Source organism: Duganella sp. 1411 (assembly GCF_017833525.1).
Taxonomy (GTDB): domain Bacteria; phylum Pseudomonadota; class Gammaproteobacteria; order Burkholderiales; family Burkholderiaceae_D; genus Rugamonas.
In genome coordinates, this window is record NZ_JAFICD010000001.1 from 1787268 (window position 1) to 1801717 (window position 14450).

General features: G+C 66.5%; 13 protein-coding genes. All 13 read right to left on the reverse strand.

Features of this window, described 5'->3' with window-relative positions:
* Nucleotides 1-54: 54 nt before the first annotated feature.
* Genes JOD97_RS07210 through JOD97_RS07270 form a run of 13 tightly spaced genes read right to left on the reverse strand, consistent with a single transcriptional unit; the run spans nt 55 to nt 14449 of the window.
* On the reverse strand, nt 55-1674 hold the full coding sequence (locus JOD97_RS07210; RefSeq protein WP_209714668.1) for a rhodanese-related sulfurtransferase: 1620 nt from the start codon (nt 1672-1674) through the stop codon (nt 55-57).
* A 38-nt stretch (nt 1675-1712) separates the two neighbouring features.
* Nucleotides 1713-2300, reverse strand: coding sequence for a cysteine dioxygenase (locus JOD97_RS07215; protein ID WP_209714670.1), 588 nt, complete (start codon nt 2298-2300; stop codon nt 1713-1715).
* 15 nt (nt 2301-2315) lie between these two features.
* Entirely contained in the window at nt 2316-3653 is a 1338-nt protein-coding gene (locus JOD97_RS07220) for an LLM class flavin-dependent oxidoreductase (protein ID WP_209714671.1), read from the reverse strand.
* A 21-nt stretch (nt 3654-3674) separates the two neighbouring features.
* Nucleotides 3675-4673: an ABC transporter substrate-binding protein gene (locus tag JOD97_RS07225; protein ID WP_209714674.1), complete on the reverse strand. Its 999-nt coding sequence runs from the start codon at nt 4671-4673 to the stop codon at nt 3675-3677.
* Nucleotides 4663-7167 carry a TonB-dependent siderophore receptor gene (locus JOD97_RS07230; RefSeq protein ID WP_209714676.1) on the reverse strand — a complete coding sequence of 835 codons (2505 nt, stop codon included), beginning with the start codon at nt 7165-7167 and terminating at the stop codon, nt 4663-4665. The genes JOD97_RS07225 and JOD97_RS07230 overlap by 11 nt, the downstream gene beginning before the upstream one ends.
* A 35-nt stretch (nt 7168-7202) precedes the next feature.
* Nucleotides 7203-8216 (reverse strand): ABC transporter substrate-binding protein, encoded by a 1014-nt coding sequence (locus tag JOD97_RS07235; protein WP_209714678.1) that lies wholly within the window; start codon nt 8214-8216, stop codon nt 7203-7205.
* A gap of 24 nt (nt 8217-8240) precedes the next feature.
* The gene (locus JOD97_RS07240) at nt 8241-8663 is read right to left on the reverse strand and encodes a biopolymer transporter ExbD (protein WP_209714680.1); all 423 of its coding nucleotides are present in this window, start codon (nt 8661-8663) and stop codon (nt 8241-8243) included.
* A gap of 1 nt (nt 8664) precedes the next feature.
* The gene (tolQ, locus tag JOD97_RS07245; protein WP_209714682.1) at nt 8665-9462 is read right to left on the reverse strand and encodes a protein TolQ; all 798 of its coding nucleotides are present in this window, start codon (nt 9460-9462) and stop codon (nt 8665-8667) included.
* Between the two features lie 14 nt (nt 9463-9476).
* Entirely contained in the window at nt 9477-10214 is a 738-nt protein-coding gene (locus tag JOD97_RS07250) for a TonB family protein (RefSeq protein WP_209714684.1), read from the reverse strand.
* 15 nt (nt 10215-10229) lie between these two features.
* Nucleotides 10230-11120 carry a class II aldolase/adducin family protein gene (locus JOD97_RS07255; RefSeq protein ID WP_373999829.1) on the reverse strand — a complete coding sequence of 297 codons (891 nt, stop codon included), beginning with the start codon at nt 11118-11120 and terminating at the stop codon, nt 10230-10232.
* Nucleotides 11117-12085 (reverse strand): D-isomer specific 2-hydroxyacid dehydrogenase family protein, encoded by a 969-nt coding sequence (locus JOD97_RS07260; RefSeq protein ID WP_209714688.1) that lies wholly within the window; start codon nt 12083-12085, stop codon nt 11117-11119. The genes JOD97_RS07255 and JOD97_RS07260 overlap by 4 nt, the downstream gene beginning before the upstream one ends.
* Before the next feature lie 13 nt (nt 12086-12098).
* Nucleotides 12099-13214 carry an LLM class flavin-dependent oxidoreductase gene (locus tag JOD97_RS07265; protein ID WP_209714690.1) on the reverse strand — a complete coding sequence of 372 codons (1116 nt, stop codon included), beginning with the start codon at nt 13212-13214 and terminating at the stop codon, nt 12099-12101.
* Nucleotides 13211-14449, reverse strand: a complete 1239-nt coding sequence (locus JOD97_RS07270; protein WP_209714691.1) for an acyl-CoA dehydrogenase family protein — start codon at nt 14447-14449, stop codon at nt 13211-13213. Before JOD97_RS07270 ends, JOD97_RS07265 begins: the two co-directional genes overlap by 4 nt.
* Nucleotide 14450: the final 1 nt, after the last annotated feature.

Below are 14450 nucleotides of genomic sequence, written 5' to 3' on the forward strand. Positions count from 1 at the left end.
CGCATGCATCCATTAAGGGACGCATAGCGTTGCGCTTGTTACAAGGAAGAATAGCTAAACAACCACGAAACCGTGCGTGCCGTCGCGTCCGAGCTGTTCGACCAGCCCAAACTCCCAATCGAGATAGGCCTGCATCGCCTCGTCCTGATTGTCGGTGCCCTCGTAAGGCCGGCGGTAACGGTCGATCAGCGGCGACGCCAGGCGGGTCGGCCCCTCCTCCAGCGGCAGTCCGGCGGCGGCCCACGCCTGCGTGCCGCCCGCGAGCACGTGGATCGGCACATCGGTCAGCGCGCGCAGATCGGCCACGACATAGCGCGCCAGCAGGCTGCTGCCGCAGGTGAGCACATAACGTTTAGCGCCCGGCGCCAGTTTCGCCACGACCGCCGGTAATTCGGAGCGCAGCGCGAACCAGGCGCCCGGGATGTGGCGCTTTTTGTAATTGACGCCGGCAGTAAAATCCAGCAGCACCGTATCCTGTGGCACGTCGGCGAGCCATTGCGTCAATGTGCCCGCGCCTATCTCGCGCACTTCGGGCTGCGGCGGCAGCTGGTCGGCCCACGCCTCCGTCAAATTGAAGTCGGCCGCTTGCAGGCCGTCGATCACGTAGACCTCGTGGTTCATTTGCGCCAGCCAGTGGGCGGTCAGGTTGGCGCGCACGCCATCGCTGTCGGCGAGCACGATGCGCGCGCCACGCACCGGTGCGAACTGTTCGGTTTCCTGCACCAGCTGGCCGCCCGGCGCCGAGCGGAAGCCCGGCAGGCGGCCGTCGCGGAATTCCGCCGGAGCGCGCACGTCGAACAGATAAATGGTGCGCGAGGCGTCGGCCTTCAAAGCGTCCAGTCCCGCGCGGTCGAGGCGGCGCACGCCGGCGCGGTCTGCCAGGGATCTGGCATCGCCGGCGGCCGTCAGGCGGTTGGATTCGGACGCCGGCGGGTAAGTGCGCGACTGGCCATGCTCCAGTTTTTGCCGCGCCAGCGTCCAGCCTATCGTGCCGTTGCGCAGTGCAGCAACCGGATTGGGAATTCCAGCGTTGATCAGCGATTGCGTGCCGATGATGCTGCGGGTTCGGCCGGCGCAGTTGACGATAATTTGTGTCTTGGGATCGGGCGCCAGCTCCCGCGCGCGCAGCGCCAGCTCGGCGCCGGGAACGCTGAAACTGCCCGGAATGCTCATGGTCTGGTACTCGTCGTAGCGGCGCGCGTCGAGGATGACGATGTCCTCGCCGCCGTCGATCAGCGCCCGCACTTCCGGCGCCGACAGCGACGGGGTATGGCGCTTCGCCTCGACCAGCTCGCCGAAGGCCTTGCTGGGCACATTCACGTCGCGGAACAATTCGCCGCCGGCGGCCTGCCAGCCGGCGACGCCGCCCGCCAGCAGCGAAACGTCGGTGTAGCCCAATTGCCGCAAGCGGCTGGCGGCGGACACCGCCAATCCCTCGCCGCCATCCAGCACGACGATGGGCACGTCGCGGCGCGGCAGCTTGGCGTAGGCATCGAGTTCGATGCGGCCGTATGGCAGGTTGGCGGCAAACAGCGGATGCGCCTGCGCATGCGGATCTTCTTCGCGCACATCGAGCAGCGCGATCTCGCGCCGCGCCAGCAGGTCTTCGCGCACTTGCTGTGGGCTGCGGTAGGGGAAGCCAAGCAGGCCGGTTTGGAGCGGGTTCTTAGTCATGGCGTTGGATTCCTCGGATACTTGGATTGTGTGGACGGTCAGGCGGCATTGGCGTAGCCGGAACGGAAAGGCTTGACCGCGCCCTCGGGGGTGAACACGCTGCGATCGACGGCGCCGATGTCGGCGCCGTAGACGTGGATGCCGATCGAAACGCGGTCGTCGTAGGCGTTGAATACTTGATGGATGTCGCCGAGCGTGGGCGACACGGCCGTCACGACGCCCGTTTCCAGCCGCCGCGCCTCGCCCGCCTTCTCAAGCCGGCCGTCGGCGCGGCGCTGGTAGTCCTGCGAGATCTCCGCGCCCCGCAACAGGCCGATCAGGCCCCATACGGTGTGGTCGTGGATCGGCGTCGACTGGCCCGGTCCCCATACGAAGCTGACCACCGAAAACCGCGCCGCCGGATCGCGGTACAACAGATACTGGCGGTAGTACTGGGGGTCCGGCTGCGCCGCCTGTTGCGGCAGCCAGTCGTCATGCGACACCAGCTCGCGCAGCAGTTCGGAGCCCTGCGCGACGACGCGCGTTTCGTCCAGCGCCGGCCCCCGCCCCGGTCCCAGCAGCGCGTCCAGCGCCTCGACGAAATGCCGCAGGCGGGGCGGCGTTTCAAAACCCAGTGGTGTACTCATCTCGTTCTCCCGATCTCAGGCGGCCTGGCGGCGGGCGGCGGTGTTGGGGTTTTCCGGCACGTCCAGTCCCAGGTTGCCGCGCAGGGTGCTGTGCTGGTACTCCCGGCGGAACAACCCGCGCTGTTGCAGCACCGGCACCACCTCGGCGACAAAAGCGTCGAGCTGGCGCGGCAGCGATTCGAACAGTATAAAGCCGTCGGCGGCGCCGCCATCGAACCAGTTCTGAATCGCGTCCGCCACCTGCACACCGGTGCCGACGAACTCCTTGCGCGGGCTGGCGTAACGCAGCGCGGTCTCGCGCAGGGTCAGATTTTCTTCGCGGGCGACGCGGATGATGCGCTCGGAGGCGCTGCGGTTGCTCTCGGCGCCGTATTGGGCGATATCCGGAAACGGCCCGTCGAGCGGATACTGCGTCAAGTCATGCTCGTTGAAGGAGCGCGCCAGCGCCACCAGCGCGTCCTCGATGCGCACCAGCGAGACCGCTTCCTGGTACAGGCGCCGCGCCTCCTCCTCGGTGCGGCCGACGATGGCGCGCAGCGCCGGCAACACCGCCAGTTTGGCGGCGGGCCGGCCGAAGGCGACGGCGCGCTTCTTGATGTCCGCATAGTAGGCCTGCGACGACTCGAAGGACGATCCCTCAGTGAAAAAAGCCTCCGCGTGGCGCGCCGAAAAATTGCGGCCGTCCTCCGAGGCGCCGGCCTGGAAGATCACCGGCTGCCCTTGCGGCGAGCGGCTGATGTTCAGCGGCCCGCGCACCGAGAAGAACTCGCCCTGGTGGTGCAGCGTGTGCAGCTTGTCGGCATCGATGAATTGGCCGCTGGCCTTGTCGTGCACCAGCGCGTCGTCCTCCCACGAATCCCACAGCCCCTGCACGGTCTGCAGATGCTCGGCGGCGATCCGGTAACGCACCTCGTGCGGCGGGTGCGTCGGCTTGCCGTAGTTTTCCGCGCTGCCCGACAGCCAGGACGTGACCACGTTCCAGCCGGCCCGGCCACGGCTGATGTGATCCAGCGATGCGAACTGGCGGGCGACCGTATATGGCTCGCTGTAGCTGACCGTCAGCGTGCCCACCAGGCCGATGTTCCTGGTGGCGGTGGCCAGCGCCGACAGGATGGTCAGCGGTTCGAAGCGGTTCAGGTAGTGCGGGCTGGATTTCTCGGTGATGTGGACGCTGTCCGCCACGAACAGGAAATCGAACTTGCCCTCCTCCGCCAGCTTGGCCTGGCGCAGGTAGAAATCGATATTGGTGCTAGCGGTCGGATCGGCGTCCGGATGGCGCCAGTCGCCCCAGCCGGGACCCACGCCGTGCAGGATGAAGCCGAGTTTGAGTTGACGTTGTGCTGATGTAGTCATTGCGATGCTCCTGAAATGTGATTAGACCGGCCGGAAAAGTGTGGTGTCGACCAGCAGGCTGGCATCGACCCGGCGCGGGAACAGCTTCGCTTCAAAAAATGTATCGGCCACCTGCTGCAGTTGCGTGACGATTTGCCCATCGACGGCGCGCAGTTGCGGGCGGTCGCGCTCGACCACCAGCTTGACCACGTCGGCCGGCAGGCCTGTCAGGCGCTGGAACACCTGGGCGTACTCCCTGGGATGGGCATTGGCCCAGGTGTTGGACAGCGCCAGGCGACGCAGCACGTCGGCCAGGGCCGCGCGCTTGCCGGGATCGGCCAGCGCGGCGTCCGACGCGGCGATCACGCCGATGCCCGAGTTGATGCCAACGCCGTCGCGCAGCACGCGCGCGCCGTGGATCTCGGCGTTGGCCTGGTAGGTGCCGAAGGTGGCCCAGGCTTCGATCTTCCCGCTCGAAAAGGCGACGGCGGCGTCGCTCGGCAGCAGAAAGCCGGTGGTGACGTCGTCCGGCTTGAGGCCCGCCTCGCGCAGCGCGCCAAACAGCAGATAGTGCGCGACGCTGCCACGCGCCGACGAGACGATGACGTTGCGGCCTTTAAGATCGGCCACGGTCGTGATCGGGGAACCGGGCGGCACCAGGATCGCCACGCCGGTGGGCGACGACACGCTGGCCGCCACCACCTTGACGCGCGCGCCCCCAGCCGCCGCGGCGAGGGCCGGCGTATCGGCCGCCATCGCGGTATCGACGTCGCCCGACACCACCGCCTCGAACAATGGCGCGGCGCCCTGGAAGCTGGCCCATTGGATCTTATATGGGACGTCATCGAGCACGCCGGCCGCTTCGGCTTTGGTGCGCAGCAGCTTGACCTGGTCTCCCAGCACCACCGTCACCTTGGACAAGTCGACCGGCGCGGAGGTGTGCGCGCGAGCCTGCTCCGTAGGTTTGCCACACGCCCCGAGCATCGCGGCCGCCGGCAGCATCGCCAGCAGACGGCGGACGCGGTTCGGATCAGAAGTCATAAGTCACCTTGCCATAATAATAGGCGCCGCTGGGCGCGAACGGCGCCGGGCCGTAGACGAATCCACTGCTGCCGGAATTGGCGTCGCCGGGACCGTTCCTGTCCGGCCTTGTGTCGAACAGGTTGGCCGCGCCCAGTACCAGCTTGATGCGCTTCGTGACGGCGTAGCTGACGTCGACGTCGGTCAGCCACTTGGCGCCGAAGTGGTAATCACGGGCGCGGTCGGCGGTGGTCTGCCAATCGTAGGAGTCGTAGCGAGTGGTTTGGACGTTGGCCTCGACGGGCCCGATGAACCAGCGCGCCGACAATATCAGCTTGGTCTTCGGCGTGGCCGTCAGATCGCCGATGCCGCCGCCGGCCGAATAGCCGAACCACACGGAGCTGCCGCCGGGGTTGGCGCCCAGCGCGGTGATCTCCGGCGGCGTGGCTTTGATACTGGTGATCGTGGTACGGTTCCAGTTGAGCGCCGCGCCCCAGCGCACTAGCCCATAGGCGCCATAGTCGCTGGTGACATCGGCCACCAGGTCCGCGCCGCGCGTGCGGGTATCGACGCCGTTGGCGAAGTACTGCACCCACTCGGTGCCGGTCAGTCCTCCGGCGACGAGCGTCGGCGCGAAGGCGGGGCCGAACATGTAGCCGGTGCGAATGACGCGGTCCTTGACCTTGACCTGATAGCCATCCAGCGTGACGTTGACGTTATCGGCCGGCTTGAGCACCAGGCCGATGCCGAAGTTGACCGACTTTTCGGGATCGAGATCGCGCGCGCCGAACCTGCGGGCCAGCGCCGAATCGTTGCGTAACAGCTTGGACAGGCTCGGTTCCACCACGCCGGTGACGGGGTTGATATTGGTGCGGTTGTCGGTTTGCGAGTAGCCGGTTTGCGTCAGCGATGGCGCGCGGAAGCCGGAACCGACGGTTCCACGCACGGCGAACTTCGGCGAGAAGTCGTAGCGGCTATTGATCTTGCCGCTGGCGGTGTTGCCGGCGCTGTCGTTGTAGTGCTCCGCGCGCACGGCGCCATCGACGAACAGGTTCTCCAACGGGTAGAAACCGATATCGTTATAGATCGCCAGCACGGTGCGGCGGATGCTGGTCGCGTCGGCCGGCGACAGCGCCACGCCGGCTTGCGCGCCGACGGCCGCCGGTTTACCCACGTTGGGATTGCCTTCCTGGTCGCCCGGTTTGAAGATGTAGCCGCCATTGACGTAACCGAGCGGATCGCCGGCGTAGGTGGTGAAGCGCTCCACGCGCTGCTCCAGGCCCCACGACCACTGCAAAGGCTTTTTGAAGCCGATATCGAACGCGCGCGTGAAGTCCTCGTTGGTGGTCCACTGCTCGAACTGATAGACGGCCAGGTTATCGAAACTGGTCGGCGAGGATGGTCCCAGCGAGGGATTGAGCGTCTGGTTGCTGTACTGGCGGGCGCGGTTCTTGCCATAGCCGGTGCTGACATCCCAGTTCCAGCCGCCCGCGCGGCCGCGCGCGCCGGCGTTCAACTGGAAGTCGAAAGCGCTCATGTTATTCAGCGCGAAATAGCCGTCCGGGTACACCTGCGCTATCGTCGCCAGCCCGTTCGGCCGGCGAAAGTTATTGCCCGCCACCGTGTTGCGGGTGCCGGCGGTGCCGAAGACGTACAGCGTAACGTCCTTGTTGAAGGGCTTCTCGGCGTTGAAGGCCAGGTCGTAGGCTTCGATGCCCGGATCGCCGTTATGTGCGCCGTCCCGGTTCCAGGTGGCGTTCTTCGGGTTCGACGCCGGCGAATACGCGACCAGATTCGTCGACGGGAAGTTGTCCCACGATTGGCCGCGCTTGCGCAGCGCGGCGGCGATATGGACAAAGCCATCGTCGCCCAGCGCGAAGCCGACGTCGCCCTCCAGCTTCTTGTTGGACAGGTCGCCGTCGCCGTTTTTCAATTCGCCATAGCCGGCCGATATCTGGCCGCCGTGATTGCCCGTTTTAAGGATGACGTTGACCACACCGGCCACCGCGTCCGAGCCGTATTGCGCGGCCGCGCTGTCCTTGAGCACTTCGATATGGTCGATGGCGCTGAGCGGGATGGTATCGAGATCGATCGCGTTGACGCCGCTGGTATCGCCGCCGCCGTTGGTCAGCAGCGCCGAATTGTGGCGGCGCTTGCCGTTGACCAGTACCAGCGTATACGCCGGCCCCAGACCACGGTTGCTGACCGGCCGCACCACGGAATTGACGCCGGCCTGGTTGGTGCCGAAGTTAAACGACGGCAGCAGGCGCGCCAGCGCCTCGGCCAGCTCCGCGCGGCCGGTGTGGATCAGCTGCTCGCCGCTGATGACGTCAATCGGCGCCGGGCTGTCCGCCACGGTGCGCGCCTCGCCGCGCACGCCGGTGGTGACCACCACGTCCTGCACCTGCCCCACGCTGGTCTGCCCCAGCGCGCCGGCCCCTCCCAGCAGGCCGGCCGCCAACAGCGCCAGGCGCAAAGCCTTCAGTTTTGGTTGATTATTCTTATAGTGCCGCATGCGTTAATTCCCTCTATCGATATGTTTGTTTTTGATCAGGCCAGATACTTCGCAAAGCTGCGGTCCCAGATTGGTTTGACGTCGACCCGGCGTGCCAGCAAGCCGGCATCGGCGAAGACATCGGCCACCTGCTGCTGCGACTTGATCGCCGCGTCGTCCACCGCCGCCAGCTTGTAGGGCTGGCTGCGCTGGGTCGCCTGGTTGAGGAAGAACTGCTGCGGTACGCCGGCGATTTGTCCGCTCTTGGCGGCCCAAGGTTTCGGATTGCGGTTGATCCAGTCGTAGACCTTGGCCACGCGCTGAAGATAGTCGCCGATGGCGGCATGCTTGAGCGGATCGGCGATCGCCTGCGGCGACGTGCTGATGACGTAGTTACCAGACAGGTAGCCGTCGGCCGTGCGCAGCACGCGCGCCCCCTCCTGGCTTTTGGCCAGCTCCACCACCAGGCCGTAAATCACCCACGCATCGAGCTGCCCGCTCTTGAACGCCGCGAAGGCGTCCTGCGGCGGCAGCGCCACCGGCTGGATGTCCTTGAATCCAAGGCCGTTTTCCTTCAGCAGCTGCAGCAGAAAGTAGTGCGAGGTGGTCGACCGCGCATAGCCGATGCGCTTACCCTTGAACTGGGCCGGATCGGTGATGGTCGAGTTTTTGGGCACCAGCACCACCTGGTTGTTGACGTCCCCGCGCAGCACGGCGATCACCTTCAGCGGCGCGCCGCTGGCGGCGGCGAAGATCGGCGGTATCTCGCTCATGCTGCCGAAGTCCAAAGAACCCGACGCCAGCGCCTCGACGATCAGGTTCCCGGCCGCGAATTCGGCCAGCGCCGTTTTGTAAGGGGCGCCCGCGACGCCCGCCTCGTTAAAATAATATGAGTCGCCGCCCTTGTAGGTGCCGACCCGCAGCGTGGTGTCGCGCAACTGGGTCGCCGCCGCCCGAGTAGCATTGCTCCAGCCGCCCAGCAGCGCGGCCAGCCCGGCGCCGGCCCCCAATCGCGCGCTCCGGCGCAGGAACTGACGGCGAGTGTCGCCCTTCGAAGTGATCGAATCCATTTTTCCAGCCTCTGTATTGTATGTTTAGGGTGTTGGCGCTTCCGAGACCAGCGCGATGCGGGCGTAGCCGGCGTCGTTCAGGGTTCCCATGGTCTTGACGATACGTCCGTAGGCCAGCGCCTGGTCGCCGCGCAGATGGATGCGGCGTTCCTTGTCGCCGGAGGCTTCCCGCGCCATCAGGGGCAGCAGCGTCTCCGGCGTGGCGGCGGTCTGGTTGACGAACACCGTGCCGCTGGCGTCGATGCTGACGACGATGGGCGGCTTGGGCTCCTCCAGCGGCTTGGCGCTGGAAGTTGGCAGGTCGACCTTGACGCCCGCCGCCATCATCGGTGCCGCCACCATGAACACGATCAGCAGCACCAGCATGACATCGACCAGCGGCGTGACATTGATATCGCTGACCGGACCTGGACGGTGAGCCGGGCCGGAAGATAAACGGACACCCATCTCAGGCTCCCTGTGCCGCCAGCGGCGTGACGTTGCGTGCCGCGCGCCCGGGCTTGGGCGGCACGGTGTCGATGTTTTCCACCAGCGCCTCGCCGGCTTCCAGTTGACGCGACAACTGCACTTCCACCAGCCCGACCAGCGTGGACAGACGTGCGGCATAGCTGTTCAGATCCCCGGATGCGCGGTTGTAGGCGACAACGGCGGGAATCGCCGCCACCAGGCCAAGCGCGGTGGCGAACAAGGCTTCGGCGATCCCCGGCGCCACTACGGCCAGGCTGGTGCTGTTACTGGCGGCGATGCCCTGGAACGCGTTCATGATGCCCCACACGGTGCCGAACAAGCCTACGAACGGCGCCACGGAACCGACGGTGGCCAGTATCGACAGGCCTTTCTGCAACTGCTCCACCTCGACGTTGCTGCCGATCTGGCCGACGCGGTTGATGCGTTCCTTCAGGCTGTCGCGCCCCGCCGCATCGACCTGCAAATGCTGGCGGTGGCTGGTGTGCCATTCGTCGACGATGGCGTGATAGATGCGGGCGAAAGGGTCCCCGGGGTTTTGCCTGAGTTCCTGCGCCAGCCGCGTCAGCGAGCGCTGGCCGGAGAGCGCGGCGGTCCAGGCGATGGCACTGCGGCGCAGACGCGAGAAACGCAGCAGCTTGTCGATGATGACGCCCCAACTGGCGAGCGATGCCAGGACCAGCACCACCATAATGGATTTAACGATAAAGTCGGCCTGTTCGAACAACTGAAGCGGCGAAAGATGAGCAACAGACTGGGCGACAACTTGGGTAGCACTCATGGCGGTTTCCTTGACTAGTTAATTTTGAAGACGATGTTCCCGGCCAGCAGATACGAGCTGCCGCCCAGATCGGGCAACCGGGGGAATGGCGCCGCGCGCCGAATGGCGTCGCGCGCCGCCTCGTCCAGCGCTTCCACGCCGGACGACTGGATGTCGAAGGAAATCAGCGCGCCCTGCGAATTGAGCGTCAGGCGGTAGCCGACCTTGCCCTGCTGGCGGCGCATCTTCGCTTCGCGCGGATAATCGGTATTGCTGTTGATGCGTGCATAGACCTGGTTCACGTAATCGGTCGGAATGCCTTCGGTGGCGATCTGCTTCGGCGCGGCCGCCACCGGCGCGGGGGCGGGTGGCTGTGCCGGTGCCGGTGCCACCGGCGTCACCGGTCCGATGGGCGCGGCCTGCACCGGCGCCGCAGGCGGCGTATAGGTCTCCGCCTTGTCGGCCGAGGCATCCACCGTCTTCGGTGCCGGCATGGGCTGCGCCACCGGTTTGGGCGGCGCCAGTTGCACCGGCTTTTCCTTCACCGGCTCGGGCTTCGGCGGCGCCAGTTCCCGCTTCGGCTCTGGCGGCAGGCGGATCAGTTCCACCACCGGCGGTGCCACAGGTGCCTTGACCACACCGCTGGAGAAGCTCCAGATGGCCAGCAGTGCCGCGCCATGCACCAGCATCGTGCCGGCCGCGCCGGGGCTGCGCAACCAGCCCGCGAAGGTGGCCTGGGAGGCGTCGTTCAATGACAACGTAGCGCTAGACATCACGATTCTCCTGGATTAATCGAACAGATCCGGCTCTTCGCGCGTGATCACATCCCACAGCGGCTGAAAGCTGAACCAGCCGCCGGCGTCCGAGCCGATCTGGCTCGCCGTGTGCAGCGCCACTTCGTGCGGAATCGGCTTGGTCGGCCCGGCCGCCTCGGACAGCAGCTGCGCCTGGGCGGCGTTCTCGAAGGCGATGTAGCGCCATACCGCCGATTCCACCGACGCGCCGACCGTCAACAAGCCGTGGTTCTGCAGGATCACCGCCTTGCGCCGGCCCAGAGTGGCGGCGATGCGTTCGCCCTCGCTCGAATCGAGCACCACGCCGCTGAAGTCCGAAAAGATCGCGTGGTCCTGGTAAAACGCGCACGAATCCTGGGTCAGTGGATCGAGCAGACGGCCCTGGGCCGCGAACGCCTTGCCATACAAGCCGTGCGAGTGGGCCGCGGCGATGACATCGGGCCGCGCCTTGTGCAGCTCCGAGTGGATGGCGAAGGCGGCGCGGTTAAGCAGCCCGTCCCCCTCCACCACCTTGCCGTCGTGGCTGACCAAGATCAGATCCGATACGCGAATATGGCCGAAGTAGACGCCCGCCGGGTTGACCCAGAAGTGGTCCGGGTATTCCGGATCGCGCGCGGTGATATGGCCGGCGCCGCCCATGTCGTAGCCATAGCGCGCGAACAGGCGGAAGGAAACCGCCAGCCTCTCCTTGCGGTACTGTCGCTGGCCTTCGATGGTCGGCGGTGGCGGCGGTTCTGCGAAAATGATGCTGCCGTTGGCGTCACGCGGCGCGGCGTAGATCGCCGGACGGGGAAGGCTCTTGCCAACCTGGCGCAGGTGGGGCCGCGACAACGGCGCCGAATAAAGCGGTGATGAGCTGCTCATGATTGTTCCTTGTAAGTTCAGTAGCCGCGCGCGGTGTCGACCACGTCGGTCAAAGGTTCGCCGCTGCGGAAGCGGTCCAGGTTCAGCACGAACTTGTCGATCAGCGCCGGCACGATCTGGTCGGTGCTGGGTGAAATATGCGGCGACAGACGCACGCGCGGATGACCGTAGAACGCATGCCCGGCCGGTAGCGGCTCCGGATCGGTCACGTCCAACGTCGCCAACGCCACCTTGCCTTCGTTGAGGGCATCGAGCAGCGCCTGGTGGTCGACCAGATTGCCGCGCGCGATATTAATCAAGTGCAGTCCTGGCTTGGCATGGGCCAGCGCGGCGCGGCTGATCGCGTGGCGCGTTTCGGCGGTGGACGGCGCCGCCAGCACCAGATGATCGGAGCGCGCCAGCAGCTGATCGAGCGAATCGACCCGTTCGACGCCAGCGATGCCGAAAGTAGCGTCGGAGCGGCGCAGCGCCACCACCTTGATGCCCAGTGCCAGCGCGCGCTGCGCCAGCGCCTGTCCGATCGAGCCAAAGCCGTAAAGGCCAAGCGTCGTCCCTTGCACCAGGCCTAGCGACAGCCGGCGCCAGTCGCTGGCCTGCTCCAGCCAAATTTCCGGAATACGCTTGGCGGCCGTGAAGATCGCCGCCAGCACGTATTCGGCGATGGCCACGGAGGCGGTGCCGCGCGCCGACGTGACCACCGGCCCCTGGAACAGCCAGTGCGGGTAGTAGTCGATGCCGACGGAAGCCAACTGCACCCAGCGCACCGCGTCCCAGCCTTCCGGCGCGGGCGTCTGCAACAGCGTCTGGCCTTTCGGGGCGGGCAGCGCGAACAGGACATCGGCGCCGCGCGGCAGTTCCGTCAACGGGCCAGGCGGCACATCGCGCACGGCCAGGCCGGTACGTTCGGCCAGCAGCGCGTTCACCTCGGGGGCGAACTGGCTGGCGACGATGATGTCGCTCTTGTTTAGGCTGGTGGATAAACTCATCGACTGCTCCGTATCAGGCGGCCAGGCGCGATGGCTGATCGGTTTGCCGCGCTTCGCGTTCGGCCACCGCCGCGCGCACCAGCGGAATCAGCTCGCGGCCGTACTGCAGCGCGTCCTGGATCGGGTCGAAACCCCGGATCAGGAAGGTGGTCACGCCCAGTTCCCAGTACTTGAGCAGCGCATCGCGCACCTGCTCCGGCGTGCCGACCAAGCCGGTCGAGTTGCCGGCGGCCTTGGTCAGCGCGGCGATCCCGGTCCACAGGCGCTCATCGACCACCCTGCCCTGCGCCGCCGTGTCGAGCAGGCGCCGGGAGCCGGCGTTCTGCGGCTGCTGCGGGCGCTGGCTGAAGTGGACATTGCCCTTCACCCGTTCGGTGGCGGTGGCCAGGATGGCGTCGGCCTTGGCCCAGGCCTGTTCCTCGGTCGCCGCCAGCACGGGGCGCAGCGACAGGCTGAATCGGATCTTGTCGGCGCGGCCATGCTTGGCGGCGGCCGCACGCACCCGGGCGATCGTCTCGGCCACCTGCGCCAGCGACTCGCCCCACAGCGCGTACACGTCCGCATGCTTGCCCGCCACGTCGATGGCCGCCTCCGACGACCCGCCGAAGTAGACCGGAATATGCTGGTTGTTCAGCGGGCGCACGCCGGCGTACTGGCCTTTGAAGCGGTAGATCGGGCCTTCGTGATCGAACGGGCCTTCCGAGGTCCAGGTTTTCCTGACCACGTCCAGGTATTCGTCGGTGCGCTGGTAGCGCTGGTCGTGATCGAGGAAGTCGCCGTCGCGCTGCTGTTCGGTGTCGTCGCCGCCGCTGATGACGTGGACCGCCAGACGGCCGTCGCTGAAGTGGTCCAGCGTGGCGAACTGGCGCGCCGCCAAGGTCGGCGACACGAAGCCAGGACGATGGGCCAGCAGGATGCCCAGCTTCTGCGTCTGCGATGCGATATAGGAGGCGACCTGGAAGCCGTCCACGGAGGCGCTGCTGTGGGCCACGAGCACGCGATCGAAACCGGCGTATTCGTGGGCGCGTGCGACAGCGCCAAGGAAGCTCTTGTTGACGACGGAGCCCTGGGGCAGCACGGTTTCGGAGACTTCCTGGGTGGCGCTAAAGCCGATGAATTCAATGCTCATGATGCTTCCTTTGCAGTGATGGATGAAATACCGGCCACGCCGGACGAAGGTTTTTTCCTGGCGGCGCGGGCGGCGAATGCCGCCTTGCCGCTGTTGACTAAAATGGTGTCGTTCTGCGGCGTGTGAATACGGCTGCACAGCACATCCCGATAGTGGCGCTGCAACGGATTGGCGCGCGACAGGCCGGGATTGCCGCTTAACTCAATCGCCTTTTCCACCACCTGGATAGCCTGGTTCGTCACCAGGTATTTGATCCGGAAGCCGTCCGATGCCGGCACCGCGCCGTTGGCGGCGGCGTCGATCAGCACGCGGTTGGAAAACAGCCAGGCATCCAACTGACCCAGCGCCTCCTGAAAGCGCGGCAGGGTCGAAAGCGGCGCGCCCAGGTTGGCCGGCACGCGCTCCTCGATCCAGCCGGCCAACCAATCGCGGGCCGAACGCGCCACGGCGTCGTAGATGGCCGACAGCAGCACCGACATCCACAACAGCAACGAGACGTCCAGCTCCGGCGCGGCGCCGGCCGGCGCCACTTCCACCGCGTGATCGAGCGGCACCAGCACGTCGTCGAACACCACCTCATGGCTGCCGGTGGCGCGCATCCCCAGGTGATCCCAGTTTTCGATGACGGTGATGCCCGGGGTATCGCGACGCACCAGCCAGCTGCCGACCAGCGGCTCCGGATCGTCGCTGCGGGCCCATACACCCAGCCAGGTCAAACGCGGTATGCCGGTCGAATAGATCTTGCGGCCGCTGATGCGCCAACCTTCCGGGGTGCGGCGCGCGGTGGTCGCCGGCAGGCCGCCGCGCGCGGGCGTACCCAGTTCCGGTTCCACGCGCAACGCGTTGATCAGGGCACCGTCGCGCAGGGTCTCTTCGACAACACGCTGCAGCAGGTGCGGCGGCCACTTCGACTGGCGGCCGGACGCATGGTGCAGGTATTGCATCGTCAGCACCAGCGCGGTGGACGGCTCGCCGCGCGCCACGGCGGCGACCACGCGGGTTGTCTGCGCCAGGTTGGCGCCAAGCCCGCCCAGCGCGCGCGGCACCGTCAGGCCGAGCAGTCCCAGTTCATGCAGGCGCTCGAAATTCTTGTGCGGGAAGCTGGCGTCGCGGTCGTGCTGTTCGGCGGTGGCGCCGAATTCGGCGCTCAGGCTATCGAGCAGCGCGGCGAATTCCGGACTGTCCAACTGATGGACCGTATCGGCGACTGGCAGGCGGAGGACGGAGGTAGGCATG